The sequence below is a fragment of the Bacillus sp. FSL K6-2865 genome (assembly GCF_040311405.1).
Taxonomy (GTDB): Bacteria; Bacillota; Bacilli; order Bacillales; family Bacillaceae; genus Bacillus; species Bacillus velezensis.
Window position 1 is genome coordinate 546,961 of sequence record NZ_CP152036.1, and the last position, 25,371, is coordinate 572,331.

Here is a 25,371-nt window from a genome sequence, read left to right on the forward strand (position 1 = left end):
CGCTTTTTTTCCGTTAAAGCGCCCGGATTCGGCAAATACATGATCCTCGATTACTTCTTTGAATGTAACTTCCCCCGCGTTATTGTTCTTTTAACATTGAATACTTTCGATACGCTTTATAGAAACTGCAGCCAAATAGAACAGCCATAAGGGCGGGAAGCGACCTCAAAAGGGCAAATGGAGTTTCAAATAAAAATGCTTTCCAAAACATTGCGCTTTCCATACTCCACAGACCTTCAGTTAAATACAAACCTGAATCCTTGTAAATCAAATAAGAATAAAACAAGCACAGTAACCCAAAACAAGATGAAAAACTCATTAGTCTTTTATAATAATTACTCTTTGATTGGCGATCCGAGAAGATTTCATTTTGATCATCATCTTCTTTTTGCCAATATCGAGTTCCGCTAAGCCATGGGCTGTTTATATAACTCCAGCCGAAGTCTTCATAGATCTCTTTGTAGTCTTTGAACTTTTTCTTTGATAAATAATCTTGATAATCCAGTCGCATTACATATTTTTTGTCGGTTTTTTCGAAAGTGTATATTCCTAATCCGCTGATATTTGTACAGTGATAGCCTTTTTGTAGGTGCTCGTTCAGCCATTGCTCCTCTTTTTCAATATCAAAAAACATCTTACATTTCTTCATTCGATTCACTTCCTTCGTGCAGGGATAAAATATGAAGTAATCTGTTTTGTTCCATTTTCAAAATGGCGCTTCCTTCCGCAGTTATCATATAAACTTTTCTCCGGCCCGATTCTCCGACAGGTTCAATCCAGCCATGCTTATTCAAGTTTTCAATCGCGCCGTATAATGTGCCGGCTGCTAAAATAACAGTTCCGTTACTCATCTTTTCGATCTTCTGCATGGCAGCATAGCCATGAAGCGGCTCCCGCAGAGCTAATAAAATATAATGCATGGTTTCAGACAGCGGTAATAATTTATGTTTCATATCCTCATCCTCTATTCAGTCTGACTATATAGTTAAACTTAATACAGTTCAACTGAATAGTCAATGGTCTTTTCAAAATTTGTCAAAGGAACTTGAAAATCAAATCTAAAAAGTCGCTTTTCTTACGTAATGGAAGCGACTTCTGAGTAGTCCTATTCAATTAAATGGCCCGATTGTTGGTTGTAATGCTTAACTTCAGTGTTTGAAATGCCGGGCGGTAATAAGATTTCACTTTATCGAATGCCCAGCGTATAAATACCCCGTAAAGGTCCAAATCCTCTCAGCCGCATTAAAAATACCAAGGGTTTTGAGTCCCTTGGTATTTTTTGTTCATTGTTTTAAGATGTGAATTTCCTTAGTGGCTGTCGTTCCAGTTTTTCTCTATAAATGTATTCACAGGCTGTAAGTTGGTTTTGTTCGCAATTTCAATGACAGCGGGAACCACGGAAGGGTCTGTTTTGGAGAAGTTAGGAATCCGCGGATCTAACCGGAAAAAGCGATCTCCCAGCAGATTCGCACTGACCATGGATTCATAGTAGCCATTTCCGCCGGAGATCATCTGAAGAAATGGCAGTAATGGTTCATTAGGCGACCTGTCCAAAAGGACTCCCCAATTTGGAGGAAGGTTCTTCAGATTTTCGGGACGTATGTTATCCGCACTTACCATTCCCCACCCCCTCGTATCTCTTCTTAACCGAGTCGGGGCTTCGCCTGTACCGATGGATAGCGCCGCAATTTGATCCAATGGCACGTTGGCTTTACCAACCGCAAACGCGATACTGGCCGTACTGGGGTTCGTTGCCACTACATATCCGTCCACGTAGTTTTGATAGGCGCGCTGCGTTGCGGGAGCACCGCTGCTCCGCAGTATGACATCACTCACTTTCTCATTTAAATAGGGAGAGCCGGGAAAGTTGTGAAATAATACGGGCGTCCAACGATCCAGTGCCGGGGAGTATAATTTGAATGAAGGGACAACAATTCGTTTTCTTAGATCTTTAAGGCGAAGGCCTGGCGGGAAAAAGTTTCGTACCGCTTTAATAAAACCGGAATATGGCAATTGTTGATTGAAAACAGGTCCTCCCGGCCGGGAAGTGCTGAATGCGGGCAGGATTTCATCCTCAAAATACTGAAGTGTTTCCTTCGGAGATCTTCCGCTTGCTAATGCAAGGGCAGTAAATGAACCGATTGAATTTCCCGCAAATACATGGGTTCGGCTTATTAATGCTGGATTTTCTTCAGCTAGTCTGTTCAATAGTTGTAAACTTAAAGCACCTAAGGTACCGCCCCCGTCAAAGGTCATGATCCGATACTTTGCCAAAGCTGATTTCTCCTTTCTAATGAAAACTATCATTTAGTATATGTTCAACCAGAGTCTATTGTATGGATGAATGAATATCTCCTTATCTTAAAAATGGTTTGATTATCAATCCAGCGAGTTGGGAAAGAATATGTTTTTTATTTGAAGAGGTTTTTTCCGGGAAGAAGGAGAATTATTTAAAAATAAAAGGGGGAAAACACTTGAATACAATTGACCTTATTGTTTTACATTTTGAAGAAGTAAGACGGCGAAGCATCAAGTTATGGGCAGCTATACCTGAGGAAAAAATGGACTGGCGCCCGGATTCCGAAGCAATGTCGTGTAAGGAAATGATAAGACATGTATTAGAAGCGGAATTTCTTTATCATCACATTTTACTAAAACAAATGAATGAGTCTTCAGAGGAATCTAAAAATCCGTATGAATCAAAAACGTTTACCACAGTAATCGAAGAATTAGAATTTGCAAAACCGTATCGGGCCGAGTTTTTGACATTCATCAAATCGTTAAACGAAACAGATTTAACAAATATAAAGATTGACAGGTCTGATGTTGGATATATTCGCGAACTAGGAGACATGTTATTAAGAATCGCTTACCATGAGTCAGTACATACCGGTCAGCTTTTAGACTATCTCAGAACTGCTGAAGTGGACAGGCCTTTAATTTGGGACTAGTTAAATATTTGAGTTTTACAAGGAAAGCGGAAAGAATGGAATATAGACCGATTAATTTTCAAGAGAAATTAGCTGCGTTCCAAGATCAATGGTCTCCAAAAGTAATCGCTGAAATGAATGATTATCAATTTAAACTTGTTAAGGTACAAGGGGATTTTGTTTGGCATAAGCATGACGAAACAGATGAAGTCTTCATTGTCATTAAGGGTAATTTAATCATTGAATTTCGTGATGGAGAAGTAACATTAAATGAAGGTGAAATGTTTGTCATTCCGAAAAATGTTGAACATAAACCTTATGCAGAATCAGAGTGTAACATTTTGCTTGTAGAACCTAAAGGTGTTGTGAATACCGGGCAGGAAATAACTGATCAAACAGCTGAAAATGATGTCTGGGTCTAGCCTGTAACAAAAAAATGATCAAAAATCCGAAAGATCGAAGACGATTAGAGAAAATGATCAGGAAAACCAATTAAGAATGATTTAAGGTAAATTATTGAAAAATTTTGTTAATATTATAATACATTGTTTTGAAATGTAATCATTTTATAAGGAGTTTTCTAATTGCGTTGGAGTAAATGGTTCAATATTTTTTGTATAGCAGCATTGGGGTCAATATATGGCTATAAATTATTTACTAACCAAGAAGTCAGTACGACTCGTTTAATCATAGCTGCTGCAATTATCTTGTGGAACGTTGTCGGACTTTTTAGCAAAGAACCAGTAAAACAAACACAGCAAGCAAACTAAAAGCCAAAAAACACTTTCCAATCGTTCAATAAAAAGTTGTACAGAAGGATGCTGCAGCGTGCAGCATCCTTTTTCGTAGTCTCCCTTTTTACGCTGCTTATCATAAACATTTAAGTTTCATCAAGCATCCAGAATCTGTTGTATCGATAAATGAAAATTGCCCTAAAATGTGCCGGTTCATCATAATACCAGTCCAAGCTGCAGTTATTTCTTTACATAGTATGTAAAGATTAAAAGATGAGAGAAGGAGTGGCGTAATGTATTATAACGAAGGTGAAGATCAACAGTACGTTCAGAAGAAAAAGCCATACAACGAAGCCTGTGACCTTGGCCATGATTTTGATATGGCGGAAGACGAAGCAAGAGCAGAAGCAGCAAGAGAAGCAGAAGCGAGAGCCAGAGCGGAAGAGGCGATAGCAAGAGCGGAAGAAGCAAGAGCCAGAGCAGCAGAAGCAAAGGTAGAAGCGGCAAAATTAGCAGCCAAAGCGAAATGTAAAAAACGTCATAAGAAAGAGAAAAAACATGATTGCAAACGTAAGCACAAGAAGAAAAAATAAGATCTTTTCATAACGTAAAAGATAAGATTTTTGACTGAGAAAATCAATACAGGGATGCAAAAACGATAAAGAATAAGATTCTTGTCGGGGGATCAAGCAGAAAGATTGCTCAGCCGGTGTCTCAGCAGAACCACGCATGGCAGGGCAAACATAATTTTCTATGGACTTCCATAGTTTGGTCGGGATATCACGCCAATAAATGTAAGTGCCTATCATGATAAAAAAGGCAGGAGAGACAAGAGTTTCGGCAGCTTGCCGCTCTTGTCTTTTTTTTGTTTTTATATCATCTTCGCGTATATGTATCTATTTTTAAGTTTGCAGAACATCTGTCTAAGAATTTGTCCCATTCCTACATATACTGGTATCGGAATCAAATGCTTATTGGGAGTGAAATAGATGGGATCAGCACAGTTAACAGGACGCGTCATCTTCAAAGGGGACCCCGGCTATACACAGGCGGTTAAGAATTGGAACCCTTATGTTGATGTCTGTCCGCTTGTCTTTGTTTTTGCACAAAATTCATACGATGTAAGTAATGCTATTAAATGGGCTCGTGAGAAGAATGTGCCTATGCGTGTCAGAAGCGGCCGCCATGCTCTGGATAAAAATCTTTCCACGGTAAGTGATGGGATTGTTATTGATGTGAGTGACATGAATAAAGTTTTCTTAGATGAAAAAAACGCGGTAGCAACCGTTCAAACCGGCATTCACGTCGGCCCGCTTGTAAAAGGTTTAGCTCGGGAAGGTTTTATGGCCCCGTTCGGAGACAGTCCAACCGTCGGAATCGGAGGAATCACGATGGGAGGCGGATTTGGAGTGCTTTCACGATCGATCGGCCTGATAAGCGATAACCTTCTCGCACTGAAAATGGTAGATGCCAAAGGCAGGATTATTCAAGCAAATCAATCCCGCAATGAAGATTTACTGTGGGCTTCCAGAGGCGGCGGGGGAGGCAATTTCGGATATAACACCCAATATACGTTCAAAGTTCACCGTGCCCCTAAAACCGCAACCGTCTTTAATATTATTTGGCCGTGGGAACAGTTAGAAACGGTATTTAAAGCGTGGCAAAAATGGGCGCCGTTTACAGACGAACGATTAGGATGCTACCTTGAGATTTACAGCAAAGTAAATGGCTTGTGCCATGCGGAAGGATTGTTCCTCGGTTCAAAACCAGAGCTGATTCAATTATTAAAACCTTTATTAAATGCCGGAACGCCGGCACAAACAGTAATCAAAACATTATACTACCCGGATTGTATAGATTTCTTAGATCCTGACGAACCGATTCCCGGCAGATCTGATCAGAGTGTTAAATTCTCCTCGGCGTGGGCGCTCAATCTTTGGCCGGAAGAACCTATTGCAGTAATGAGACAATTTTTAGAAAAAGCGACTGGGACAGAAACCAATTTCTTTTTTATCAATTGGGGCGGCGCGATAAGCAGAGTACCAAGCAGTGAAACAGCCTTCTATTGGCGCCGTCCGTTGTTTTATACGGAATGGACGGCTAGTTGGAAAAATAAATCACAAGAAGCTTCGAATCTTGCATCAGTTGAAAGAGTGCGTCAGCTGATGAAACCATATGTAACAGGTTCATATGTGAATGTTCCGGATCAAAATATCGAGAACTTCGGAAAAGCATATTATGGCTCAAACTTTGCAAGGCTTCAAAGAATAAAGGCGAAATACGATCCCGAAAATGTATTCCGTTTTCCGCAAAGCATCCCGCCATCGTATAAATAGTTTGATCGTTTTGGGAAACAAATAAAAAACACACCAGAACTTTCAGGTGTGTTTTTATTGTTGCTAAATTTGGTTATTCAATTGCATCCCAGTGCGGATTCCAAACGATTTCCCATAAGTGTCCATCGGGGTCTTGGAAGTGACCGGAGTATCCGCCCCAAAAAGTATCATGAGCGGGATCAGTTATCGTTGCTCCTGCCTGTTTTGCCTGTTCCATGACTTTATCGGCTTCAGCTTTACTGCTGACATTATGTCCTCATGTAAATTCTGCAGGGCTTGGCGCATTTAACGTAACGTTTGTTTCATGTGCGATGTCTTTGCGGTTCCAAATGGCAAGTTTCAGTCCTGTTTGTAAGTCAAAAAAGGCAACTGCGCCATGTTCAAATTCTGTACCGGCTATTCCCTCTGTAGGCAGATCCAAGCCATCTCGATAGAAGTGAAGCGATTTTTCTAAATTGTCTGCGCCTAAAGTAATTACTGTAATCCGCGGCTTCATAGCAATTATTGATCAAGAGCAATATAAAGTATTGGACATTTTCATTGAAAAGATTTTGACATTTCAGTAAAGAACCTATATATTCATATATGAGCATATAATCATATAAGGTTATTTTTTGTCCATGTTAGAATGCTTCATAACAGAAAAGAAATAATAAATGCAGTGTATGAGATAAGGAGGAGATTTTTATGGGTCACAATCACAATCACGCTGGCGGATCCAATAAGAAGGTTTTATTGATCTCTTTTATCATGATTACAGGTTATATGATAATAGAAGCGATAGGCGGTTTTTTAACCAATAGTTTAGCGCTTTTGTCAGATGCAGGTCATATGCTGAGTGACTCGATCTCATTAATGGTTGCTCTGATTGCTTTTAAATTGGCCGAAAAAAAGGCAAGTCATCATAAGACATTCGGCTACAAACGATTTGAGATTCTCGCAGCTGTGATAAACGGTGTTGCATTAATATTGATTTCCCTTTACATCATTTATGAAGCAATCAAACGTTTCTCTCATCCGCCGGAGGTAGCAACAACCGGCATGCTGACGATTAGTATCATCGGGTTAGCTGTAAATATAATGGCCGCTTGGATTATGCTGAACGGCGGAGATACAAAGAATAACCTGAACATAAGAGGGGCTTACTTACATGTGATAAGTGACATGCTCGGATCTGTAGGTGCCATACTGGCTGCGATCCTAATCATCTTTTTCGGGTGGAGCTGGGCAGATCCAGTGGCCAGTGTCATTGTAGCTATTCTTGTTCTGAGAAGCGGTTATCATGTGACGAAAGACTCCATTCACGTATTAATGGAAGGAACTCCGGAAAATATCGATGTCACTGACATCATTCATACAATTGAAGAGACAGAAGGAATTCAAAGCATTCATGATTTGCACATATGGTCTATCACAAGCGGATTGAATGCTCTTTCCTGCCACGCAGTTGTTAACGATCAACTGACCATTTCTGAAAGTGAAAGTATTTTACGCAAAATGGAACATGAACTTGCTGATAAAGGCATTACACATGTAACCATTCAAATGGAAACAGCAGCGCATAATCACGACAATACGATTCTTTGTCAGGCCCAATCTGAGAATCCGCGTGACCATCATCATCATTAAAGGAGGAAATAGGGACTCACTTTGTCTGCTGACAATTAAGATAAAACCGGAGGGGGGATTCATATGTACGACACGATAGTAAGCGGAGCCGGTCAGGCAGGAATCTCAGTAGGATATTATCTAAAGAAGTCGAAACAAAAGTTTATCATTTTGGATAAAAGTCATGAAGTGGGAGAAAGCTGGAACAACCGGTATGACTCATTGGTTTTATTTACTTCTCGAATGTACAGCTCTTTGCCTGGAATGCAGCTTGAAGGAGACAAGCATGGACTCCCTTCAAAAAATGAAATTGCTGCTTATCTGAAAAAATACGTTGAAAGATTTGAAATCCCGATCCAATTACGGACAGAAGTAATAAGTGTCCAAAAATTAAACAACTATCTTCTTAATAAAAACAAACCGGGAAGAATATCAAACGAAGAATCTTGTGATGGCCGCAGGTCCTTTTCATACCCCTAACATTCCATCAATATCAAGGGATGTAGCCGATCATATTCATCAATTACATTCTTCACAATATAAACATTCAAAACAACTGGCGCCTGGGAATGTACTGGTAGTCGGCGGCGGGAATAGCGGGGCTCAGATAGCTGTTGAATTATCCAAAGAAAGAGTTACATATTTGGCTTGCAGTAATAAACCGGTTTATTTCCCTTTATGGATTGGAAAAAGAAGTATCTTTTGGTGGTTTGATAAATTAGGAGTTTTACATGCAAGTCATACATCCATATTAGGCAAGTTCATTCAGAAGAAAGGCGACCCCATATTTGGGTATGAATTAAAACATGCAATAAGACAGAAGAAGATCATCTTAAAACAAAGAGTCATAGCCGGAAAGCAAAATGAAATCATTTTTAAAGATTCATCTTCATTAGAAGTAAACAATATCATTTGGGCAACTGGTTTTAAGAATCCGCTTTGTTGGATGAAAATAGAAGGTGTTTTGGATAAGGAAGGCCGAATTATACATCACCGGGGTGTTTCAGCTGCGGAAGGATTGTATTTTATTGGTTTGCCTTGGCAGCATAGGCGAGGTTCGGCGCTGCTTCAAGGTGTAGGAAATGATGCTGAATACATTGTAAAACAAATGAACGGTGGATAGACTGAGGAGAGCAGTAACTTACGGGTTTCCTGCTCTTTTTTGTGTTGAATAAGTCCATCAGTGCAACTATTTTAGTCCGCGCATATTCAGTTTGAACTAAATGGATTCACATGGAGCGCGTGCTTCACTCCTCGTTCAGACTCTCTAATTTAATTCTTTCAAGTAAAAGTCGAAATAGCTCAAATAACAAGAAGTTAAAAAACTGCAAACCCCGCCGTATACGTATCCGCCCACTATAGAGTTCATTAATTACTTGGGACCATAGAAGAATTGTCAATGTCACTTCCGATAGTTGTAACCAGCCAAAAAAAGAAAATGGGGAGGGTGTGCTTAATTTGCACAATCTTTTATGTAGAAGTGGCCCAAGGAGCCATCCTGCATTTTGCATTCGAATGAACCTGTCGTAAAAAATTGAGAGCAGACTTAAATATCTGCTCAACTCGCTGTTATTTCTCAATGTTGAATCGGTCTTTGATCTTTTCAGGCAGTTTCTCGGCCTTAATAGCTTCAGGTTCTCCGGTATAACCCTCATAGCTCCTCGGAACGCGTACAATGTCACCTTCTTGATAAGGCTTTTCAACAAAGAAAGAAACCATCTTTTTCTTACCTTTCTCGTTATACCCTTCTAAATTGTAAACGTAGTTGCTATTATTTTTGTTTTTTTCCGCTTTTCCGTGAATTTGTACGTAATAATCGCTTTCCAGCACGGCGCCTTGATCAGCGCAGCCTCCTAATATGAAAACCGATAGGCAGCCTAATATAATAATGAAAATGCTCATATTTTTCATTCTTCATCACTCCTTTTATATTTCTTATTCTAGTGAACACTGCATATCGAATAAATGCGGATACCTTACACTCACCTTACTTTTTTGTAAGAATTCCTGATATAAAAGATAATGATTCAGTTGCAGAATAACAAATAATGGGTAAATGCAATCTCGTTTGGAAGGAGACTGATATGATCATTAAAATGACTCCATTTAATATGAAAGAATTCAATAAACCAAACAACCATTTGCTGTTTCAGGGAGAATTGCACCTGCATTTGAAAACAATGTGTGGAATATACCGAGGAACGATTTGCTGAACCTTATGTTAAGAAAAATGAAGATGATGATGTCAGTTACGTTGAAGAAGAGGGGAAAGCGGTCTTTTTTTTATTATGCTGAAAACAACTGCGCCGGCCGGATTAAGATACGTTGCAAATGTAATAGCGATTTTTTGTCTGACCATTTTAATTGATTGGCAGTCAGTGAACATGAATTTGTAATAAATTTATCCTTGCTCCTCCTATAATCGGCTTTAACAGCCAAGTTTCTGTTTCTCTTCAAACCATTTGCGAAGCTGATTAATATGAGCTTGATGATATCTATTATGGTCTGCCATATGCCATATTCCCCATTGAATGGTTGCTTGTTTTTCAGCTTCATAATCTACTGTGTGATTCAGTTGATCGTCAGTTAACTGATAACAAACAGACTTAAACATGCTGAATACTTTTTCATAATCAGTGAGAATTTGTTTTAATGAAACACCGGAAATGAAAGGGATCTTATTGTTCTGATCTAACATTGGTCCATACTTCTCTTCAAGCTGCTTTGGTATCGGTTCACCCTTTATTCTGAATATCCAGTTGAGATCAACATATGCTAAGTGTCTTATTAGCTGAGCTGTACTATTGTATGTTTGATTTGGTCCTTTATAATCGACCTCCTGCTGTGACATGTCTGACACAATGGATATTAAGCGGCTGTAATTTTCATTAACGGCAGAATACAGCATTCCCACAAGATGATCCATGTGCGGTTCACCTTTTAAATCTAAAATCATAAATCCCACCTCATTAGTACAATTTTTATATTTAGTTTGCCTTATTACTCTTATTTGTCAAGCAATCCAGAGAATGAATCGCTATAGGACGAAGCGATGAAGCAGGCTCTCTTTCCTTTTTTGTGTGTCAGCCTTTACATCTGACATGTTGAGTTATCTGAAACTGTACTTTTTTAAATGTCAGACAGTGTTATATGATACTCTGCAGATATTCAAGAATAGTACTTGGTGGTCATTCTCATGCAAATTTTATTGCTATCCCTACGCCTTTTCATGAAGATGAACGTTTATATTCAGCAGGATTTGATCTTATTGTCGAACATTTGAAAAACAGCGGTATCCATTCGTTACTCATATGCGGCACGACTGGTGAACAGCATTCACTCAGCATAGATGAGCGTCTTCAGATCATTGAGTATGTTAATCAGCGAAAATTTGAAGATGTTGAACTGATGTTCGGTGTTTCAGCCGTAAGAACCAGTGATGCCGTCAAACTGATGAAACCCATCGAGAAAACCAATATTGATTCTGTACGGATTGGTTTTCCTCCTGATATAAGACCGACACAGCAGCAAGCCGTTTATTACGTTATTCATTCATCAATTGACTTCATATTATTTCATTTGATAACATAAAATGGTTATCGTCTTAAAAAAAAGGATACCCGTTTTTATAAAAAGGAGTCATAACGTTGCTGAAAAGGCTTTTTCTTGTTTTTCTTACGCTGATAATGTCTATATTTGCTGTATTCGCGGCTGCTGAAGAGTCTCCCGGCGATCGTGTCATTTCTTTTGACGAGCCTATGATTTTATTGATCTCACTCGGAATCATCTTATGTTTGTTCATTCCTCCATTCGTCATGTCCTTTTTTGGCAGTTTGGTTGTGAGAATCATATCCGGAGTCTATCAATGTTTTATCGTCCTCACGTTTGCGGGGCTCATTCCGATTGGATTTCTGATCCCCAATGGCTTTTTGACAATTCTTGCTGCCGTACTGGGGACTTTGGTCAGTTTAGCCAGTGTTGTGGTCACCTTATTCGTTGGCAGGAAAAAAGAGGCCGGAAGGTTTTAAAACTAGTGGGTAAGCTGCAATATTGAAGGGAAAGTCATTGTTTGACTATTTATATGGAATAGCATAGAATTAAAGTAAATATTTATAAAAAGTCACTAGGGGAGCTTTAATAGCTGAGAAGAGACAATACGTCCTGACCCTTTGAACCTGATTTGGTTAATACCAGCGTAGGGAAGTGAAAAATTAGAGAGATTCTTTATCTTATCTATATTTAAGCCACTTTCCATAGAGGAAAGTGGCTTTATTTATTTTGAAAGGGTGATATGAAGTGGCGACTAAAAAAGTTTTTCTGGCAGGGCCTTTTAAAAGTTTAGTAGATGAGAAAACTGGATTGATGAGTACGTATGAGAGGGGAAAGCTGGAATCATTAATTTCCTTTTTTGAGAATGAAGGATGGCTGGTTCATAATGCTCACAAGCGGGAAGGGTGGGGGAAAGATTTCATGACACCCCTTCAATGCACTAAAATTGATTTTGATGAAATAAGTACTTGCGACCTTTTTGCAGCATTTCCCGGATCACCCGCTTCTCCTGGAACACATATAGAGATTGGATGGGCTTCCGCCTTGAAAAAAAAGATCGTGCTATTTCTAGAAAAGGACAAGGATTATGCTTTCTTAATTCAAGGGTTACATGCAGTGGCGGATGTTGAGTACATCAGCTATAAAGATACAGATGATTTATTAGAGAACATTAAAAATATCTTTGCAGCATATAAGGCGGAATCTCAATGAGAAAGAGAACTTTTCATGAAGCATATACGGAAACGCTGTATGACATCTATCACAACCCTGAATTTTTCAATTCACCGCGCGGACAAAAAAGCAGAGAACAATTAAACTACCATCTGACTCTCGAAAATCCAATAGAACGTGTCACGTATTTATCCTCAAGAAAAACCAATATCGTGTTTAATTTTGCTGAAGTGTTATGGTATTTATCAGGGAGTAACGACTTAGATTTTATCAGTTATTACAATAAAAAAATGCCTTTATATTCAATGAATAAAAAAACATTAACAGGCACTGCGTATGGGCCTAAAATATTTGAATTCGGAAATGCAAAACTAAATCAATGGAATAGAATAAAAAATCTTTTGACAAAAGAAGATATTGATTCAAAAAGGGCATTTATTCAAATATTCGATGCTTCGGAACTCTTTGTTTCAGAAAATATAGATGTTTCCTGCACAATCGGTTTGCAGTTTTTTGTGAGGGAAGGCGAATTATACATGTCTTCTGTCATGCGTGCAAATGATGCTTTTCGCGGAATGATCAGTGATCTTTTCTCATTTACCTTCATGCAGGAATTAATGGCCAGAGAACTGCGTGTAGAAGTCGGAGAATATTTTCATAATGCGGGATCAATCCATATTTATGATTCAGATCATGAATGGGCGAAAACGGTGCTTGAAGAAGCTGAAAATCACCATGATATTCCGGAATTTGAATTTCCGAAAATGCCTGAGGGAAATAACTGGCCGTCCATTGAAACAGTCTTAAAGTACGAAGAATTACTTAGGAAAGATCAAATTTCTATGACAAAAAACGATATTGAAATGCTTGATTTACCTGATTACTGGAAACAGATTCTTTTCCTTTTCAGTATATACCAGCATATTGCATATAAACGGGATATGGATCATTCTCTATTTCAAAGTTTACTTCCTGTATATCAATTTTTCGTCAGGAATAAGTGGCTTCATTATTTCTCAACTGAGCAAAAGGAGGAAATTCAATGAAAACTTCATGGAAAGAAGACAGTGTTGCTGGTAAATTCGATGCTTATAACGACGTTTTAGAACAAACGTTAGGTTTTGAGTTTGTTTTTCGTACTTTTGATAAAGCGGAGATTAAAAAGGTGCTCGATTTCGGATGCGGTCCAGGAAAGGTAGCTTATAGGCTGGCTGACAGAATAGGCTGCAATGTGATCGCAGTCGATGAATCAAGGAAGATGTTAGATATAGCAAAGGCAAAAAGACAACATCCTCATGTGGACTATCATTTAATTGAACACGATAATCTTTCCTTCTTACCAGATCACTCAGTTGATGCTGCAATGGCCTGTTATGTTTTTATTAATACGGATAGTGACCAGCGTATCAAAGGTATCATAGATGAAATTTTTCGTGTGTTAAAACCAGGAGCTTCATTTGTCATACTCGATACGAATCCTGATTCAACCGGAATTGAATTTTCAACCTTCCGCAATGGAATACCGGGGAAAGAATATTCTTACGGAGAAGAAAGAAATGAATGGCTCCATGTTCCCGGACAAGCAGATTTAATTTTAAATGATTTTCATTGGCCGAAATCAATGTATTATAAACTATTAACTCATGCAGGTTTTGAAAATGTAACTTTATCAGAACCAACGTTAAACGATATTGACCAAGAGCATGTAAAAGCCATAGAGAAAGAGTTTCAATTTAATAATTGGAAATGTGAAAAGGAATATCCGCCTTTTGTCATTTTTAAAGCAGTGAAACCTGCCTGAAGGAGGAGTGTAAGTTGACGGATATTTATAAAGCGCTTTCGATTGCTGGGACTGATCCTTCCGGAGGGGCGGGAATTCACGCAGATTTAAAAACATTTCAGGAACAAAAGGTATATGGAATGGCAGTTATTACATCAGTTGTTGCACAAAACACACTTGGTGTGAAAAGTTTTGAGGAGATGTCTCTTCAGAATATATCTCAGCAAATAGACTGTGTCATGGATGATATAAAACCGGATGCTGTCAAAACCGGTATGCTTGCAAGTATAGGAATTATTGAATTGCTGGCAGAAAAGTTAAAAGAGGCAAATATTCAATCGTATGTGATGGATCCGGTTATGATTGCTAAAAGCGGACATCATCTGCTCCATAAGGACGCCATTGATCATTTGAAGAAATTATTAATACCCCAAACAACTGTTATTACACCGAACATTCCGGAAGCGGAAGTAATCATCGGCAAATCAATCGAGACTGTACAGCAGATGCGTGATGCGGCGAAAGAAATAGTGGAGGTATACGGGGCAAAAAGTGCTGTCGTAAAAGGGGGGCACCTGAACGGAGAAGCCCGTGATATTTTGTACTTTGACGAGGACTTCGGGGAATTTGTTTCTCCCCGCTTTGACACAAAGCATACTCATGGAACAGGCTGTACGTTTTCAGCTGTGATAACTGCAGAGCTGGCAAAGCAGCACAGCATACCGGAATCAGTGGCAACTGGAAAGGAATTCATTTCAGCAGCCATTAAACATCCCTTAGGAATCGGGAAAGGACAAGGCCCTACAAATCATTTTGCGTATCGCTCAACTATTAACCAAGAGACAACCGCTTAAGGAGTGTTATGATGATCTCCGAGAATTATGATGTATTTTTATTTGATTTAGACGGAGTGATATATATAGGAGATAAAGCTTTACCAGGAGCTGTGGCCTCTTTAAAACGACTCCGTGAAGAAAAGAAAGCCATTCGCTTTTTAACGAATGATCCTTGTGTTACAAGAGAAACGATTGTGAAACGCCTTCATAAACTGGGGATTTCAGCAAGTATTGATGAAGTGTTTACTGCGGGGTGGGCAACAGCTGATTACCTTGTCAGTGAAGGAATAAAGAAGGCATATATATTGGGAAATGACCAACTTAAAAGTGAAATTCAAAAGGCCGGTATTGATCTTACGGAAGATCAGGCGGAGGCTGTTGTCATTGGATGGGATCAAAATATTACATTTCAGGATGTGCATAAGGCAGTAAACCTCATCCGCTGCGGGGCTTCATTTATCGCTGCAAACGGGGATAAAACATTTCCTGCCGCTAACGGACCAGCTCCCGCGACAGGCGCTATAGTCGCGGCTGTTAAAACAGCAGCTGCTAAAGAGCCGATTATAATTGGAAAACCGGCGTCTTCAATATTTGAAAAAGTACTCGAGTCTTTTGAAGATAAAGAGAGATGCGTTATGATTGGGGATACGCCTGAAACAGATATTGTCGGAGCAAACCAAATAGGCATCACTTCCGTATTAGTTTCTGAACAAAATACTTTATTTCCTGCAAAACATGATTTTAGAAATCCGGATGTTGTGATCCGCGATCTGAAAGACTTGTTCGATAATGAAATAAAGGCAGAAGTACGGAAAAAACCGGATTTCCAATGGACAGAACAAGTGAAAGCCGGAGTCGCTGGAATTATAATTAAAGAATCAAGTTCCGTTTTATTAATGAAGCGTGCTGATAATGGTTTATGGGGCATTCCTTCAGGACATGTGGAACCTGGTGAAACAGTTGAACAAGCAATTATAAGAGAAATAGAAGAGGAAACTGGATTAGTGGTGAAAGTCTCTAAAATGATAGGCGTTTATTCTGATCCGAGTTCACAAACCTTTATATACCCTGACGGCAGAGTCAGCCATTTTATTACCAATTGTTTTCAATGTGACGTCATCGGCGGCACTTTGAAAAAGTCCACAGAGGAAGCTATGGAAATCAGATATTTTGATATCCATGAATTACCTGAACATCTCTTGCCGATGCACCCGAGATGGCTGGATGATGCTTTGGAAATGAAAGAGAATGCTTTTATTCGATAAGGAACAGTATGTCAAAAATACTTTTTGGGGGTTATTTACAAGGATTAACGGTTTTCAACCTGTTTTTCTCGGCCGCGTTCCAAAAACACCAAGTGTCACAGACCCTTGGTGTTTTTTAATTCCGGCAGAACCATAATGCAAGAGCGGCAGAAAAGAAGGTATAATGGGCGGGGAAGAGGTGTCAGCCAATGAAAATAACCAGAGAGACATTAGAAAAACAGCAAATTTGGATATATGGTGTGACTCTTGTAATCGGCGGAATAGCGGGGATCGCCGGAAAAGATTCAGGACTTCGCTGGGGATGGACGATATCACCGCTTATCGCTGTTCTCATGTATGCCATGTTTGCCCAAATCCCATTCTTGAAGCTGAAGGAAGCCATGTCAAACCTCAAATTTATGGCGGCTTTATTGATCGGTAATTTCTTAGCTGTACCTGTCGTTGTATGGGTGTTAACCGCCATTTTTCCTCAATCTCCTCCTATATTATTAGGGGTTTGTTTGGTATTGCTTACACCTTGTATTGATTACGTCATCGTCTTTACTCAGCTCGGCAAAGGAAATGAGAGATTAATACTGGCTTCCACGCCGGTTTTGTTCGCCGTTCAGATGGTATTGCTTCCGTTATACCTGTGGCTGTTTATCGGGAAAGAAGTGATAGGGGCTGTTCATGCGGGACCGTTTCTGGAAGCATTCTTATTGTTAATAGCAGTGCCGCTGCTGGCGGCGGTGATGACTCAATTATGGGCTGATAAGAAGCCGGCGGGAGAAAAGATGTTAGAGTGGACGGCGTGGCTGCCTGTTCCTTTTATGGCTCTGCTCTTACTGGCGGTCGTCGCCACACAAATCGGAAAGGTCATCAGTGATGCTGGCATCATTATACGTGTGATTCCGATCTATCTGTTATTCCTGCTCATTATGCCGTTTGTCTCCCGGTTTATTGCATATGCGTTCCGTCTGGATACAGGTGAAGGAAGAGCATTGATCTTCAGCACGGGCACAAGAAATTCTCTCGCAGTCCTTCCGTTGGCGCTGGCTCTGCCGGATGCTTGGGCCTCATTAGCCGCCGCTGTTATCGTCACACAGACGATCGTTGAATTGATAGGCGAATTGGTTTACATAAAAGCGGTGCCCGGATGGCTGCTGAAATAAAAAATAATTTGAACTGAAAAAAACATACCAACAAATATTGGTATGTTTTTTATGTCGATTATAAAGTTGAAATATCAATGACGAAACGGTAGCGGACATCGCTTTGGAGAACCCGTTCGTACGCTTCGTCAACTTGATTGGCCGGTATCACCTCAATTTTAGGAGCAATGCCGTGCTCGGCGGCGAAATCAAGCATCTCCTGAGTCTGCGGAATACCGCCGACGAGTGAACCCGCAATGCTGCGGCGGCCCGTGATTAAGGAGAACACACTGTATGAGTCCGGCTTAGCGGGCGCTCCCACATTTACCAATGTACCGTCAATGCGAATCAGGGATAAGTAGGCATCTACGTCAAGGTTCGCGGATACTGTATTTAAAATAAGATCAAATCGTCCGGCCAGCTCAGTAAATGTATCCGGATCGCTTGTTGCAAAGTAATGATCGGCTCCAAATTCAAGCGCTTCGTCTTTTTTGTTCATTGAGCGGCTGAGGACGGTGACCTCTGCGCCTAAAGCGTGCGCAAATTGAACGGCTAAATGTCCGAGCCCGCCCATTCCGACAATTGCCACTTTTTTGCCGGGGCCGGCATTCCAGTGTTTCAGCGGAGAATAGGTGGTAATGCCCGCGCACAATAGCGGGCTGGCAGCATCCAAATCCAGCTGATCCGGAATCCGGACAACGAATCTGTCAGTGACAACTATTTTCTGGCTGTAGCCGCCATACGTAGGGTTTCCGTCGTAGTCCAGGTTATTATAAGTCTGAACAACGCCTTTTGTGCAATATTGTTCGTCTCCGTTCAGGCAGTATTCACATTCCCCGCAGGAGTCTACAAAACAGCCGACACCCACACGGTCGCCGACGGCAAATGTGGTGACTTCTTCACCCACGGCTTCCACAACTCCGGCAATTTCGTGTCCGGGAACCATCGGAAAGATTCCGCCGCCCCATTCATCGAATGCACTGTGGATGTCTGAGTGACAAATCCCGCTGTACTTAATATCAATCAGGATATCGTGCGGCCGTAATGCTCTTCTCTCAATCGTTGTCCGCTCAAATTTAGCTTTTGCATGCGGAGCGCTTAATACACGAGTCGGATGATTATTGCACATGGTTATCTTCCTTTCCAAGATAAAGTGATGAATCCTCTGTTCGATTTTACTTTAAATGTTAAAGCGGACTTTAAGTCAAGGAGTTTGGTTTATTTTTTTATGAAATGATATTCTATAATGGCACGCTTATGAAAGGTATGAAGGACGGGTGGTAAAAATATGAAGATTGCGCAGGCTGCAAAGCAGGTTGAGTTATCAGCCGCAACGCTTAGGTATTATGAAAGTATAGGACTGATTCCTCCGGTAAAACGCGATGAAAGCGGCATCCGCAATTATGACGAAGATGATGTGAATTGGATTCAATTTATAAAATGCATGAGAAGTGCCGGGCTGTCGATTGAGGAGGCGCTGATTGAATATACCGCTTTATTTATTGAAGGAGCCGATCATACGATCGAACCCCGAAAAAACATCCTGATAAATGAAAGGAAAAGGCTGACGGAGAAACAGAGGGAAATTGATGAAACCATAAAACGATTAAACAGGAAGATTGAGGATTACGAAGATATCCTTGAAAATGAAGCGAAACTTAAAAACAGATTGAAAGCTGAATGTATTTCTGAATGAAGAGAAGGTGTCCCGGACGCGGGGCCGCATGAAATGTACCAAGGGAAACGAGCCTTGGTTTTTTTATTTTCTAAAGAGTGGAAACAAAACAGCCTTTTCTATCTTATCAATCATTACTTATCCTTTTTTCAGCTTGACTTTTTTACTGCAGACTTTTAAAGTGTGAAATGTTGCTTAGACTGTGATTAGCGACTTTAATGCTGAAAAGAGGTGGTTTACCCAGATGAACAATAAAAAGAACCCTTGGGCGTTATTGCCTTTAGTCTTATTCGTAGGGCTTTTTGTCGGCTCTGGTCTGGTGACCGGAGATTTTTATAAATTGCCGATCTTGATTGCCGCGATCATTGCGTCAGCTTTTGCGCTGTTATTTAACCGGAAGAAATCGCTCAATCAAAAAATAGAATGGTTCGCTTCCGGTGCGGGACATCCTGATATTATCATTATGGTTTTGATTTTTATATTGGCAGGTGCCTTTGCTTCGGCGGCTGAAGCGATGGGGGCGGTGCATTCAACTGTCAATCTTGCTTTGAGCGTTATTCCGCAGCAGTTTTTGCTGCCGGGGCTGTTTATCATTGCTTGTTTTATTTCTATATCGATGGGAACATCAATGGGCACGATTGCGGCGGTTGCGCCGATCAGCGCGGGTTTGAGCGGAGAGCTTGGCATCTCCGGCGCGATTACGATGGCGGCTGTGGTCGGCGGAGCTATGTTCGGAGATAATCTTTCTTTTATTTCTGATACGACCATCGCGTCAGTCCGGACGCAAAAAACACAAATGATGGATAAATTCAAAACGAACTTTCTGATTGTTTTGCCTGCTGCCATTGTGACTGTTATTATCTTATTTTTTATTCCGGCAGGCCACGCCGGCCATACGGGTGCTGAATCTTACAACTGGATTAAGGTGCTTCCTTATGTCGCCGTGTTGGTTTTTGCGTTAATCGGTATTAATGTGATGGCTGTCATATTCGGCGGATTGGTTTTGACGGGAATCATCGGATTAGCGGGCGGCAGCCTGACGCTTGACTCTTATTTTAAGGCGATTACGGATGGAATTGCCGGAATGAGCGATCTGATCATCCTGTCCATGCTGATCGGCGGGATGGTCGGCGTGATGAAACAAAACGGCGGGATCGACTTTTTACTGGAGTTCATCACGAAACGAATCCGTTCGAAAAAAGGCGCCGAAGCCGGCATTGCCGGACTGGTCAGCGTGACGAATCTGGCTGCGGCCAATAATACGATCTCCATTATCGCAGCCGGGCCGATTGCAAAGAATATCGCTGATAAATTCAACATCGACAACAGAAAATCGGCAAGTATTCTGGATATCTTTTCGTGTATGATACAAGGATTGATTCCTTACGGCGCGCAGCTGTTATCAGCCGGAAAATTCGGGAATATTTCACCAGTCAGCATCCTGCCATACTCTTTCTATCCCGTTTTAATCGGAATCTGTGGCATCGCCGCCATCATATTTGGACTGCCGAAATTCACAAGAAATACGAAATAAAAAAAGGCGCCGTTCGGCGCCTTTTTTCTTTCATGACAGCCAAGCATTTCTCAAAAGCTGTACGCCCTGTGTGATCTGATCAGTATCGAGATGAGCGAAACCTAGCTTTATGATCGGCGGTTCGGGTTTTTCGGCAACGAAATAAACGGCGGTAGGATATACCTTCACTCCGTACTGAAAAGCGCGTTCGATTAATGTTTCTTCTGTATAGTTCAGGTGAACTCTCACCAATATATACAATCCCGACTGCTCGCCGATGATCGTCACATGATCGCCGAACTGCTGCTTTACATGTGAAATCAAGTGCTGCATTTTTCGCCTGTAAACAATGCGCATGCGCTTAATATGGCGGGTCCATTCACCGGCCTTCATCAATTCAGCCATGGTCAGCTGGTTAAGCGAAGAAGCGGTGCTTTCGAAATGAATAAACCGTTCTTTATACCGGCGCAAAAGGCGCTGCGGCAAAACCATATAGCTTATGCGGATGCCCGGAAGAAAGGATTTTGAGAAATTCCCTAAATAAATCACCCGGTCTGATTGAATGGAAGCAAGAGCGGGAAACGGCTGCTGTGTATAACGGAATTCACTGTCATAATCATCCTCAAGAATATAACCCTCTCTATGATTCACCCAATTGATCAGCGTTTGGCGCTGCTGAATGGACATGCTTACGCCGTAAGGGCTGTGATGGGATGGGGTCACATAGATTAATTTTTCTTTCATTGCATGTAATTGAGAAAAATCAGCTCCGTTTTCATAGACAGGCATCGTTTCCAGAGAAAGCCCGTGAAATTGAAAAGCCGCTCTGGCACCCTCAAATCCGGGGTCTTCAACGATCATTCCCGAAAAATCTTCTTTCAGAATCCGGCTGAGATATATCAGCATCTGCTGCGTGCTGCTGCCGATGATAATGGAATCCGCATCTGTTTTCACTCCGCGGGATTCCAAGAGATAAGCGGCAATTTGTTCACGCAGGTCTCTCTCGCCGAACGGTTCACCGTACAGGAAGCTTTTCTCTGATGTCAAAACTTGATTGTATAATTTTCTCCATGTTTTCAGAGGAAAATGCTTTTGATCGACGGCTCCGGCGCGAAAGTCAATCAGGACCGGCTGAGTTGATTCGGTTTTTTCAGCGTGGACAACATCGTTTTCTTTTTGAAATAAAGAAGGTTCTACTTCATTTACAAAATAACCTTTGCGTGTTTCTCCGCGAATGTATCCCTCCGCTAAAAGAAGATCATAAGCCATCAGCGTTGTATTACGGCTTACCCGCAGGGAATCTGCCAGCTCCCGAATCGAAGGCAGCCGCTCATCTGCCTGAATATTTCCCTGCTCAATCAATGTTTTAAATTGTTCGTAAATTTGTTTGTATTTCGGGGTGTCGCTTTCGAAAGCGAAAATCATATTTTTCATCAGATGTTCTCCTCTGACATGTGTATTTATTTGAAACTGTATCTTTTTAAATGTCAGTTGATATCTTATTATAGCGGAAAGCGCTTTATCAATCCATTTCAGAGAGGAGAGTTTTGTATGTATATTCCGGCTCCATTTCAGCTGAGTGAAGCTGAAGCGTGCGATGTCATCAAAGAGTATGGTTTCGCAGCATTGTTTTCAACGGCGGGAGGCATGCCGTATGCAACCCACCTGCCATTGATGATGAGTAAGGATAACGAATGCTTATACGGTCATTTTGCATTGCCGAACCCCCAATGGAAAGAGATTGATGGCCAAAACGTGTTAGCCGTTTTTCAAGGGCCTCATTGTTATATCTCGCCTAAATGGTATGAGACGAATCAGGCTGTTCCCACATGGAATTATGTGGCGGTTCATGTTTACGGAGAGGCGGAGCTTTTGGATGAGGAAGAAACCGTGCAGTCGATGAGTGATCTCGTATTGAAATACGAAAGCCCCGACAGCCCGTACAAATTAGAGGATGTCGATGCGAAATTGCTGGCAGGCATGAACAAAGGGGTAAAAGGCTTTAAAATCAAAATCAGCAAAATAGAGGGGAAAGCAAAGCTGAGTCAAAATCATTCAGCTGCAAGACAAGGGCTGGTCGTACAACAGCTCAAACAGATTCCTCATACAAACGAACAGCTCATTTCCGGCTTGATGGAAGAAAACATCAAACGGATCACTGCGAACAACTGACAAGCATGTTAAAAACATACCGGCAGCATGCGCAGGTTATGAAGCTTTTCTCAGGATGAATAACGACTCAAACAGCACATAAATCAATGGCGCCATTAAAATGAAGAAAGAATGAAAAATAGCATACGGTATGAGTAAGTAAACGATAAGTTTCAATAGAATGGTAGACGGTTTATTGAATGTCCAGCGGTTCTTCAAGATATCAGTCATACAAGCTAAAACAAGGCCGACCGTCAAATATCCGGCTGCGATGTAAAGATAAATAAAAAGGTAAAACGGGTAAGAAGACAACGGCGGTGTGTCTTCCTGTGTCAATTTTAAACCCACATAAAAGACCAATAAAAAGCAAACGGACGAAACGAGAGCTAACAAAAGGTGTTTATATAAATACTTCTTCATGTGTTTCACCTGCCTATGGCGCAATTATTTCTTAACATATTATGACATGGTTTTACCGTTTCTGCTATGTGAGCGGGGCGTAAAGAATCAATATCATCTTTTTATGAATCCGGATTTTTTGTTCGGATGGATGTAAAGAAGAATACATCAAAAAAAGCTGTCAGCTTGGTTCTGACGGCTTATTTTTGGTGAATGGCTTATTTCTCCGTGGTGAAATAAAGCAATGCGATGACCGGAAAAGCGATTCCAATCCATAAGGTGATACTCCACCCGCCTGAGGCGTATGCCCATCCTCCGATTGATGATCCTACAGCGCCGCCCAGAAAGAAGATGGCCATAAATAATCCGTTTAATCGGCTGCGAAATTCAGGTGCCAACGAAAAAATAGCACGCTGACTGAGTACCAGATTGGCAGATACACCCATATCCAACAGGATAGCTGCGGCCACCAGAACTGCTATGCCGACGTGGGAGCTGCTTTGAATCATGAGCGGGAGTAATAAAGAAACGATGACAGCACCGAGAGCGATTCCGGTGGCAAGCCGGGTCAGGCCGCGATCAGCCAGACGGCCGCCTATCGGTGCAGCCGCTGCACCTGCAATGCCCGCTAATGCGTACAGCGCGATTGCCTTTTGAGAAAAATGAAAAGCAGGACCGGACAATAATAAAGGTACAGTCGTCCAGAACAGGCTGAAAGCGCCAAATACAAACGCATGATAAATGGCACGGCGGCGTAAGACCGGAGTCGTGCGCAGCAGCTTCCACATTGAGCCGAGTAAGACGGTATAGCTTGTGTTTGCTGTTGGTTTTCTGACAGGAAGCACTTTTGATAAGACGATTGCCAGGACAACACTTAACGCGGCGGATAAAGCAAATATGGCATTCCACCCCCATATATCAGCGACCAGACTGGATATCGGACGGGAAAGCATAATACCGAGCAGCAGGCCGCTCATGACATTGCCGACAACCCGGCCGCGTGCGGCGTCCGGTGCAAGGTATGATGCGAACGGAACTAGCACTTGGGCTGCGATGGATCCCAGTCCGATGAAAAACGCAGCGGCTAAAAACAGTGTTCCATGCTTCGCAAATGCTGTCAGTGTCAAAGCGGCTGCGCTTAGAAGGAGCGATACAACGACAAGTTTTTTGTTTTCGATAATGTCTCCCAAAGGGACGAGAAACAGTAAGCCGGCAACGTATCCGATTTGAGTCAGTGTGACAATCAGTCCGGCGCTGCTTGGAGAAAGCCCGATTGCCGCACTAATGATTCCTGCCAAGGGCTGTGCATAATAAAGATTAGCGACAATGATTCCGCATGCAGTTGCGAGTAGAAGGGTTAAACCAGCTGAAATTCCCTGATCTGCTGTCTGTTTGTTTTCTTTAGCCATATGAATGAACTCCTTTTTAAGTGGTTTTTATGATGCTTGATAAATGATTTGCTGATTCATCTCCTTTACGCAGAGGCTTTAGGAGTCTGCATTTCATCATGACTTCCCTCAGGTTACTTTGTAAACTAAACGTTTAGTTTTATTATAAACAAATAATATACTAAACGTTCAGTTTTGTAAATGGGTTTCTGTTTTCTTTTTTTATACAGGTTAAGTATACTGAACGTATCGTTTATAATTCGGGAAGGAATGATTCATGTGCAGAGTAAACGAGGACGGCCGCGCGATGAAGGAACACATAAGGCGATTCTTTCTGCAGCCTATGATCTATTGTTGGAAAATGGCTTTGACGCGGTGACAGTCGATAAAATTGCTGAGCGTGCCAAAGTAAGTAAGGCAACGATTTATAAATGGTGGTCAAACAAGGCTGCCGTTATCATGGACAGCTTTCTTTCGACCGCTACGGACAGACTGCCTGTGCCCGATACAGGATCAACAGTGCAAGATATATTGACCCACGCCACGAATTTAGCAAGGTTTTTGACGAGCCGGGAAGGAACCGTTATTAAGGAATTAATCGGTGCGGGGCAGCTGGATGCAAAATTGGCGGAAGAATATCGCACGCGATTTTTCCAGCCCCGCCGCCTCCAAGCGAAAGGCCTTCTGGAAAAGGGAATTCAAAAAGGTGAATTAAGAGAGAATCTTGATATTGACGTAAGCATCGATCTCATTTACGGACCGATTTTCTATCGTCTGTTGATCACAGGTGATGAGGTGAATGATTCCTATGTGCATGATCTGGTGATGAGTGCGTTTAAGGGAGTTCAGCCTGCCTGAAAAATACCCGGATCATGTGAAAGAGATACAGACTTCTGCTCCCTAT

At 41.4% G+C, this 25,371-nt stretch carries 27 protein-coding genes, 3 pseudogenes and 1 riboswitch; of the genes and pseudogenes, 20 read left to right on the plus strand and 10 right to left on the minus strand.

Annotation, left to right across the window (positions count from 1 at the left end; translation table 11 throughout):
- Positions 1–79: 79 nt before the first annotated feature.
- The 3 genes from NYE42_RS02700 to cotR all read right to left on the minus strand — a co-directional run bounded on the left by NYE42_RS02700 (position 80) and on the right by cotR (position 2,274).
- A complete protein-coding gene (locus NYE42_RS02700; protein WP_007409565.1) occupies positions 80–649 on the minus strand; it encodes a DUF2812 domain-containing protein in 570 nt (189 codons plus the stop codon).
- Positions 636–953, minus strand: a complete 318-nt coding sequence (locus NYE42_RS02705) for a helix-turn-helix transcriptional regulator (protein WP_007409564.1) — start codon at positions 951–953, stop codon at positions 636–638. Before NYE42_RS02705 ends, NYE42_RS02700 begins: the two co-directional genes overlap by 14 nt.
- 355 nt (positions 954–1,308) lie before the next feature.
- The gene (gene cotR / locus NYE42_RS02710) at positions 1,309–2,274 is read right to left on the minus strand and encodes a sporulation hydrolase CotR (protein WP_064107249.1); all 966 of its coding nucleotides are present in this window, start codon (positions 2,272–2,274) and stop codon (positions 1,309–1,311) included.
- A 200-nt stretch (positions 2,275–2,474) separates the two neighbouring features.
- Here cotR and NYE42_RS02715 point away from each other — a divergent pair, with 200 nt between their 5' ends.
- The 5 genes from NYE42_RS02715 to NYE42_RS02735 all read left to right on the plus strand — a co-directional run bounded on the left by NYE42_RS02715 (position 2,475) and on the right by NYE42_RS02735 (position 6,000).
- Positions 2,475–2,951 carry a DinB family protein gene (locus NYE42_RS02715; RefSeq protein WP_342497214.1) on the plus strand — a complete coding sequence of 159 codons (477 nt, stop codon included), beginning with the start codon at positions 2,475–2,477 and terminating at the stop codon, positions 2,949–2,951.
- Positions 2,952–2,986: 35 nt separating this feature from the next.
- Positions 2,987–3,352, plus strand: coding sequence for a cupin domain-containing protein (locus tag NYE42_RS02720; protein WP_106080079.1), 366 nt, complete (start codon positions 2,987–2,989; stop codon positions 3,350–3,352).
- 162 nt (positions 3,353–3,514) lie between these two features.
- Positions 3,515–3,700, plus strand: coding sequence for a hypothetical protein (locus NYE42_RS02725; protein WP_043021445.1), 186 nt, complete (start codon positions 3,515–3,517; stop codon positions 3,698–3,700).
- Positions 3,701–3,957: 257 nt separating this feature from the next.
- Positions 3,958–4,257, plus strand: a complete 300-nt coding sequence (locus tag NYE42_RS02730) for a hypothetical protein (RefSeq protein ID WP_060675357.1) — start codon at positions 3,958–3,960, stop codon at positions 4,255–4,257.
- A 396-nt stretch (positions 4,258–4,653) separates the two neighbouring features.
- On the plus strand, positions 4,654–6,000 hold the full coding sequence (locus NYE42_RS02735; RefSeq protein ID WP_060563153.1) for an FAD-binding oxidoreductase: 1,347 nt from the start codon (positions 4,654–4,656) through the stop codon (positions 5,998–6,000).
- A gap of 73 nt (positions 6,001–6,073) precedes the next feature.
- Here NYE42_RS02735 and NYE42_RS02740 read toward each other — a convergent pair.
- Positions 6,074–6,496: pseudogene (locus NYE42_RS02740) on the minus strand (VOC family protein).
- A 191-nt stretch (positions 6,497–6,687) separates the two neighbouring features.
- Between NYE42_RS02740 and NYE42_RS02745 the strand changes: the two are divergent.
- Together NYE42_RS02745 and NYE42_RS02750 are read left to right on the plus strand one after the other, a co-directional pair.
- Complete coding sequence (locus NYE42_RS02745) at positions 6,688–7,629, plus strand: cation diffusion facilitator family transporter (RefSeq protein WP_352426740.1); 942 nt, start codon at positions 6,688–6,690, stop codon at positions 7,627–7,629.
- Between the two features lie 63 nt (positions 7,630–7,692).
- Positions 7,693–8,731, plus strand: a pseudogene (locus tag NYE42_RS02750) (NAD(P)/FAD-dependent oxidoreductase).
- Between the two features lie 446 nt (positions 8,732–9,177).
- Here the strand turns inward: NYE42_RS02750 and NYE42_RS02755 are convergent.
- Positions 9,178–9,519 (minus strand): YxeA family protein, encoded by a 342-nt coding sequence (locus tag NYE42_RS02755; RefSeq protein ID WP_061861892.1) that lies wholly within the window; start codon positions 9,517–9,519, stop codon positions 9,178–9,180.
- Positions 9,520–9,692: 173 nt separating this feature from the next.
- Here NYE42_RS02755 and NYE42_RS02760 point away from each other — a divergent pair.
- Positions 9,693–9,934, plus strand: a pseudogene (locus NYE42_RS02760) (GNAT family N-acetyltransferase); the annotation flags it as partial.
- A gap of 102 nt (positions 9,935–10,036) precedes the next feature.
- Here the strand turns inward: NYE42_RS02760 and NYE42_RS02765 are convergent.
- Entirely contained in the window at positions 10,037–10,564 is a 528-nt protein-coding gene (locus NYE42_RS02765; protein ID WP_233162018.1) for a DinB family protein, read from the minus strand.
- A gap of 194 nt (positions 10,565–10,758) precedes the next feature.
- Between NYE42_RS02765 and NYE42_RS02770 the strand changes: the two genes are divergently transcribed.
- The 8 genes from NYE42_RS02770 (at position 10,759) to NYE42_RS02805 (ending at position 17,362) form a co-directional block, all read left to right on the plus strand.
- Positions 10,759–11,199 (plus strand): dihydrodipicolinate synthase family protein, encoded by a 441-nt coding sequence (locus NYE42_RS02770; RefSeq protein WP_352426741.1) that lies wholly within the window; start codon positions 10,759–10,761, stop codon positions 11,197–11,199.
- A 56-nt stretch (positions 11,200–11,255) separates the two neighbouring features.
- Complete coding sequence (locus NYE42_RS02775) at positions 11,256–11,636, plus strand: hypothetical protein (RefSeq protein WP_040238516.1); 381 nt, start codon at positions 11,256–11,258, stop codon at positions 11,634–11,636.
- Between the two features lie 87 nt (positions 11,637–11,723).
- Positions 11,724–11,827: riboswitch (TPP riboswitch) on the plus strand.
- A gap of 77 nt (positions 11,828–11,904) precedes the next feature.
- Entirely contained in the window at positions 11,905–12,369 is a 465-nt protein-coding gene (locus NYE42_RS02780; protein ID WP_012116917.1) for a hypothetical protein, read from the plus strand.
- Entirely contained in the window at positions 12,366–13,376 is a 1,011-nt protein-coding gene (locus NYE42_RS02785; protein WP_040238515.1) for a thymidylate synthase, read from the plus strand. Before NYE42_RS02780 ends, NYE42_RS02785 begins: the two co-directional genes overlap by 4 nt.
- Positions 13,373–14,131 carry a class I SAM-dependent methyltransferase gene (locus tag NYE42_RS02790; RefSeq protein WP_007409545.1) on the plus strand — a complete coding sequence of 253 codons (759 nt, stop codon included), beginning with the start codon at positions 13,373–13,375 and terminating at the stop codon, positions 14,129–14,131. The genes NYE42_RS02785 and NYE42_RS02790 overlap by 4 nt, the downstream gene beginning before the upstream one ends.
- A 14-nt stretch (positions 14,132–14,145) precedes the next feature.
- Complete coding sequence (thiD, locus tag NYE42_RS02795; protein ID WP_040238514.1) at positions 14,146–14,964, plus strand: bifunctional hydroxymethylpyrimidine kinase/phosphomethylpyrimidine kinase; 819 nt, start codon at positions 14,146–14,148, stop codon at positions 14,962–14,964.
- Positions 14,965–14,972: 8 nt separating this feature from the next.
- Positions 14,973–16,211: an HAD-IIA family hydrolase gene (locus tag NYE42_RS02800; protein ID WP_015416907.1), complete on the plus strand. Its 1,239-nt coding sequence runs from the start codon at positions 14,973–14,975 to the stop codon at positions 16,209–16,211.
- Between the two features lie 188 nt (positions 16,212–16,399).
- Positions 16,400–17,362 (plus strand): arsenic resistance protein, encoded by a 963-nt coding sequence (locus NYE42_RS02805; RefSeq protein WP_342497218.1) that lies wholly within the window; start codon positions 16,400–16,402, stop codon positions 17,360–17,362.
- Positions 17,363–17,420: 58 nt separating this feature from the next.
- Here NYE42_RS02805 and NYE42_RS02810 read toward each other — a convergent pair whose 3' ends face one another.
- Positions 17,421–18,470, minus strand: a complete 1,050-nt coding sequence (locus NYE42_RS02810) for an NAD(P)-dependent alcohol dehydrogenase (RefSeq protein WP_251257293.1) — start codon at positions 18,468–18,470, stop codon at positions 17,421–17,423.
- 159 nt (positions 18,471–18,629) lie between these two features.
- Here NYE42_RS02810 and NYE42_RS02815 point away from each other — a divergent pair, with 159 nt between their 5' ends.
- Both NYE42_RS02815 and NYE42_RS02820 read left to right on the plus strand, forming a co-directional pair.
- Positions 18,630–19,037: a MerR family transcriptional regulator gene (locus NYE42_RS02815; RefSeq protein WP_352426742.1), complete on the plus strand. Its 408-nt coding sequence runs from the start codon at positions 18,630–18,632 to the stop codon at positions 19,035–19,037.
- 223 nt (positions 19,038–19,260) lie between these two features.
- Positions 19,261–20,550: a Na+/H+ antiporter NhaC family protein gene (locus NYE42_RS02820; protein WP_199022385.1), complete on the plus strand. Its 1,290-nt coding sequence runs from the start codon at positions 19,261–19,263 to the stop codon at positions 20,548–20,550.
- A 30-nt stretch (positions 20,551–20,580) separates the two neighbouring features.
- Here the strand turns inward: NYE42_RS02820 and NYE42_RS02825 are convergent, their stop codons facing one another.
- On the minus strand, positions 20,581–21,963 hold the full coding sequence (locus NYE42_RS02825) for a PLP-dependent aminotransferase family protein (protein WP_352426743.1): 1,383 nt from the start codon (positions 21,961–21,963) through the stop codon (positions 20,581–20,583).
- Between the two features lie 117 nt (positions 21,964–22,080).
- Here NYE42_RS02825 and NYE42_RS02830 point away from each other — a divergent pair, with 117 nt between their 5' ends.
- Positions 22,081–22,701: an FMN-binding negative transcriptional regulator gene (locus NYE42_RS02830; RefSeq protein ID WP_020955398.1), complete on the plus strand. Its 621-nt coding sequence runs from the start codon at positions 22,081–22,083 to the stop codon at positions 22,699–22,701.
- Between the two features lie 36 nt (positions 22,702–22,737).
- On the opposite strand, the gene NYE42_RS02835 is transcribed toward NYE42_RS02830, so the two are convergent.
- A complete protein-coding gene (locus tag NYE42_RS02835) occupies positions 22,738–23,100 on the minus strand; it encodes a hypothetical protein (protein ID WP_040238506.1) in 363 nt (120 codons plus the stop codon).
- A 197-nt stretch (positions 23,101–23,297) separates the two neighbouring features.
- Complete coding sequence (locus NYE42_RS02840) at positions 23,298–24,488, minus strand: MFS transporter (protein WP_040238504.1); 1,191 nt, start codon at positions 24,486–24,488, stop codon at positions 23,298–23,300.
- A gap of 258 nt (positions 24,489–24,746) precedes the next feature.
- Here NYE42_RS02840 and NYE42_RS02845 point away from each other — a divergent pair, with 258 nt between their 5' ends.
- Positions 24,747–25,325: a TetR/AcrR family transcriptional regulator gene (locus NYE42_RS02845; protein ID WP_021495037.1), complete on the plus strand. Its 579-nt coding sequence runs from the start codon at positions 24,747–24,749 to the stop codon at positions 25,323–25,325.
- The last annotated feature ends 46 nt before the right edge of the window (positions 25,326–25,371 follow it).

What these genes read in the sequence shown, in the direction of transcription:
- NYE42_RS02815 (WP_352426742.1), top strand. Translation starts at nt 18,630, where the DNA reads ATGAAGATTGCGCAGGCTGCAAAGCAGGTTGAGTTATCAGCCGCAACG.
- NYE42_RS02810 (WP_251257293.1), bottom strand. Translation starts at nt 18,470, where the DNA reads ATGTGCAATAATCATCCGACTCGTGTATTAAGCGCTCCGCATGCAAAA.
- NYE42_RS02720 (WP_106080079.1), top strand. Translation starts at nt 2,987, where the DNA reads ATGGAATATAGACCGATTAATTTTCAAGAGAAATTAGCTGCGTTCCAA.
- NYE42_RS02790 (WP_007409545.1), top strand. Translation starts at nt 13,373, where the DNA reads ATGAAAACTTCATGGAAAGAAGACAGTGTTGCTGGTAAATTCGATGCT.
- NYE42_RS02800 (WP_015416907.1), top strand. Translation starts at nt 14,973, where the DNA reads ATGATGATCTCCGAGAATTATGATGTATTTTTATTTGATTTAGACGGA.
- NYE42_RS02745 (WP_352426740.1), top strand. Translation starts at nt 6,688, where the DNA reads ATGGGTCACAATCACAATCACGCTGGCGGATCCAATAAGAAGGTTTTA.
- NYE42_RS02785 (WP_040238515.1), top strand. Translation starts at nt 12,366, where the DNA reads ATGAGAAAGAGAACTTTTCATGAAGCATATACGGAAACGCTGTATGAC.
- NYE42_RS02765 (WP_233162018.1), bottom strand. Translation starts at nt 10,564, where the DNA reads ATGATTTTAGATTTAAAAGGTGAACCGCACATGGATCATCTTGTGGGA.
- NYE42_RS02820 (WP_199022385.1), top strand. Translation starts at nt 19,261, where the DNA reads ATGAACAATAAAAAGAACCCTTGGGCGTTATTGCCTTTAGTCTTATTC.
- NYE42_RS02770 (WP_352426741.1), top strand. Translation starts at nt 10,759, where the DNA reads ATGATACTCTGCAGATATTCAAGAATAGTACTTGGTGGTCATTCTCAT.
- NYE42_RS02700 (WP_007409565.1), bottom strand. Translation starts at nt 649, where the DNA reads ATGAAGAAATGTAAGATGTTTTTTGATATTGAAAAAGAGGAGCAATGG.
- NYE42_RS02705 (WP_007409564.1), bottom strand. Translation starts at nt 953, where the DNA reads ATGAAACATAAATTATTACCGCTGTCTGAAACCATGCATTATATTTTA.
- NYE42_RS02755 (WP_061861892.1), bottom strand. Translation starts at nt 9,519, where the DNA reads ATGAAAAATATGAGCATTTTCATTATTATATTAGGCTGCCTATCGGTT.
- NYE42_RS02835 (WP_040238506.1), bottom strand. Translation starts at nt 23,100, where the DNA reads ATGAAGAAGTATTTATATAAACACCTTTTGTTAGCTCTCGTTTCGTCC.
- NYE42_RS02730 (WP_060675357.1), top strand. Translation starts at nt 3,958, where the DNA reads ATGTATTATAACGAAGGTGAAGATCAACAGTACGTTCAGAAGAAAAAG.
- NYE42_RS02825 (WP_352426743.1), bottom strand. Translation starts at nt 21,963, where the DNA reads ATGAAAAATATGATTTTCGCTTTCGAAAGCGACACCCCGAAATACAAA.
- NYE42_RS02805 (WP_342497218.1), top strand. Translation starts at nt 16,400, where the DNA reads ATGAAAATAACCAGAGAGACATTAGAAAAACAGCAAATTTGGATATAT.
- NYE42_RS02735 (WP_060563153.1), top strand. Translation starts at nt 4,654, where the DNA reads ATGGGATCAGCACAGTTAACAGGACGCGTCATCTTCAAAGGGGACCCC.
- NYE42_RS02830 (WP_020955398.1), top strand. Translation starts at nt 22,081, where the DNA reads ATGTATATTCCGGCTCCATTTCAGCTGAGTGAAGCTGAAGCGTGCGAT.
- NYE42_RS02840 (WP_040238504.1), bottom strand. Translation starts at nt 24,488, where the DNA reads ATGGCTAAAGAAAACAAACAGACAGCAGATCAGGGAATTTCAGCTGGT.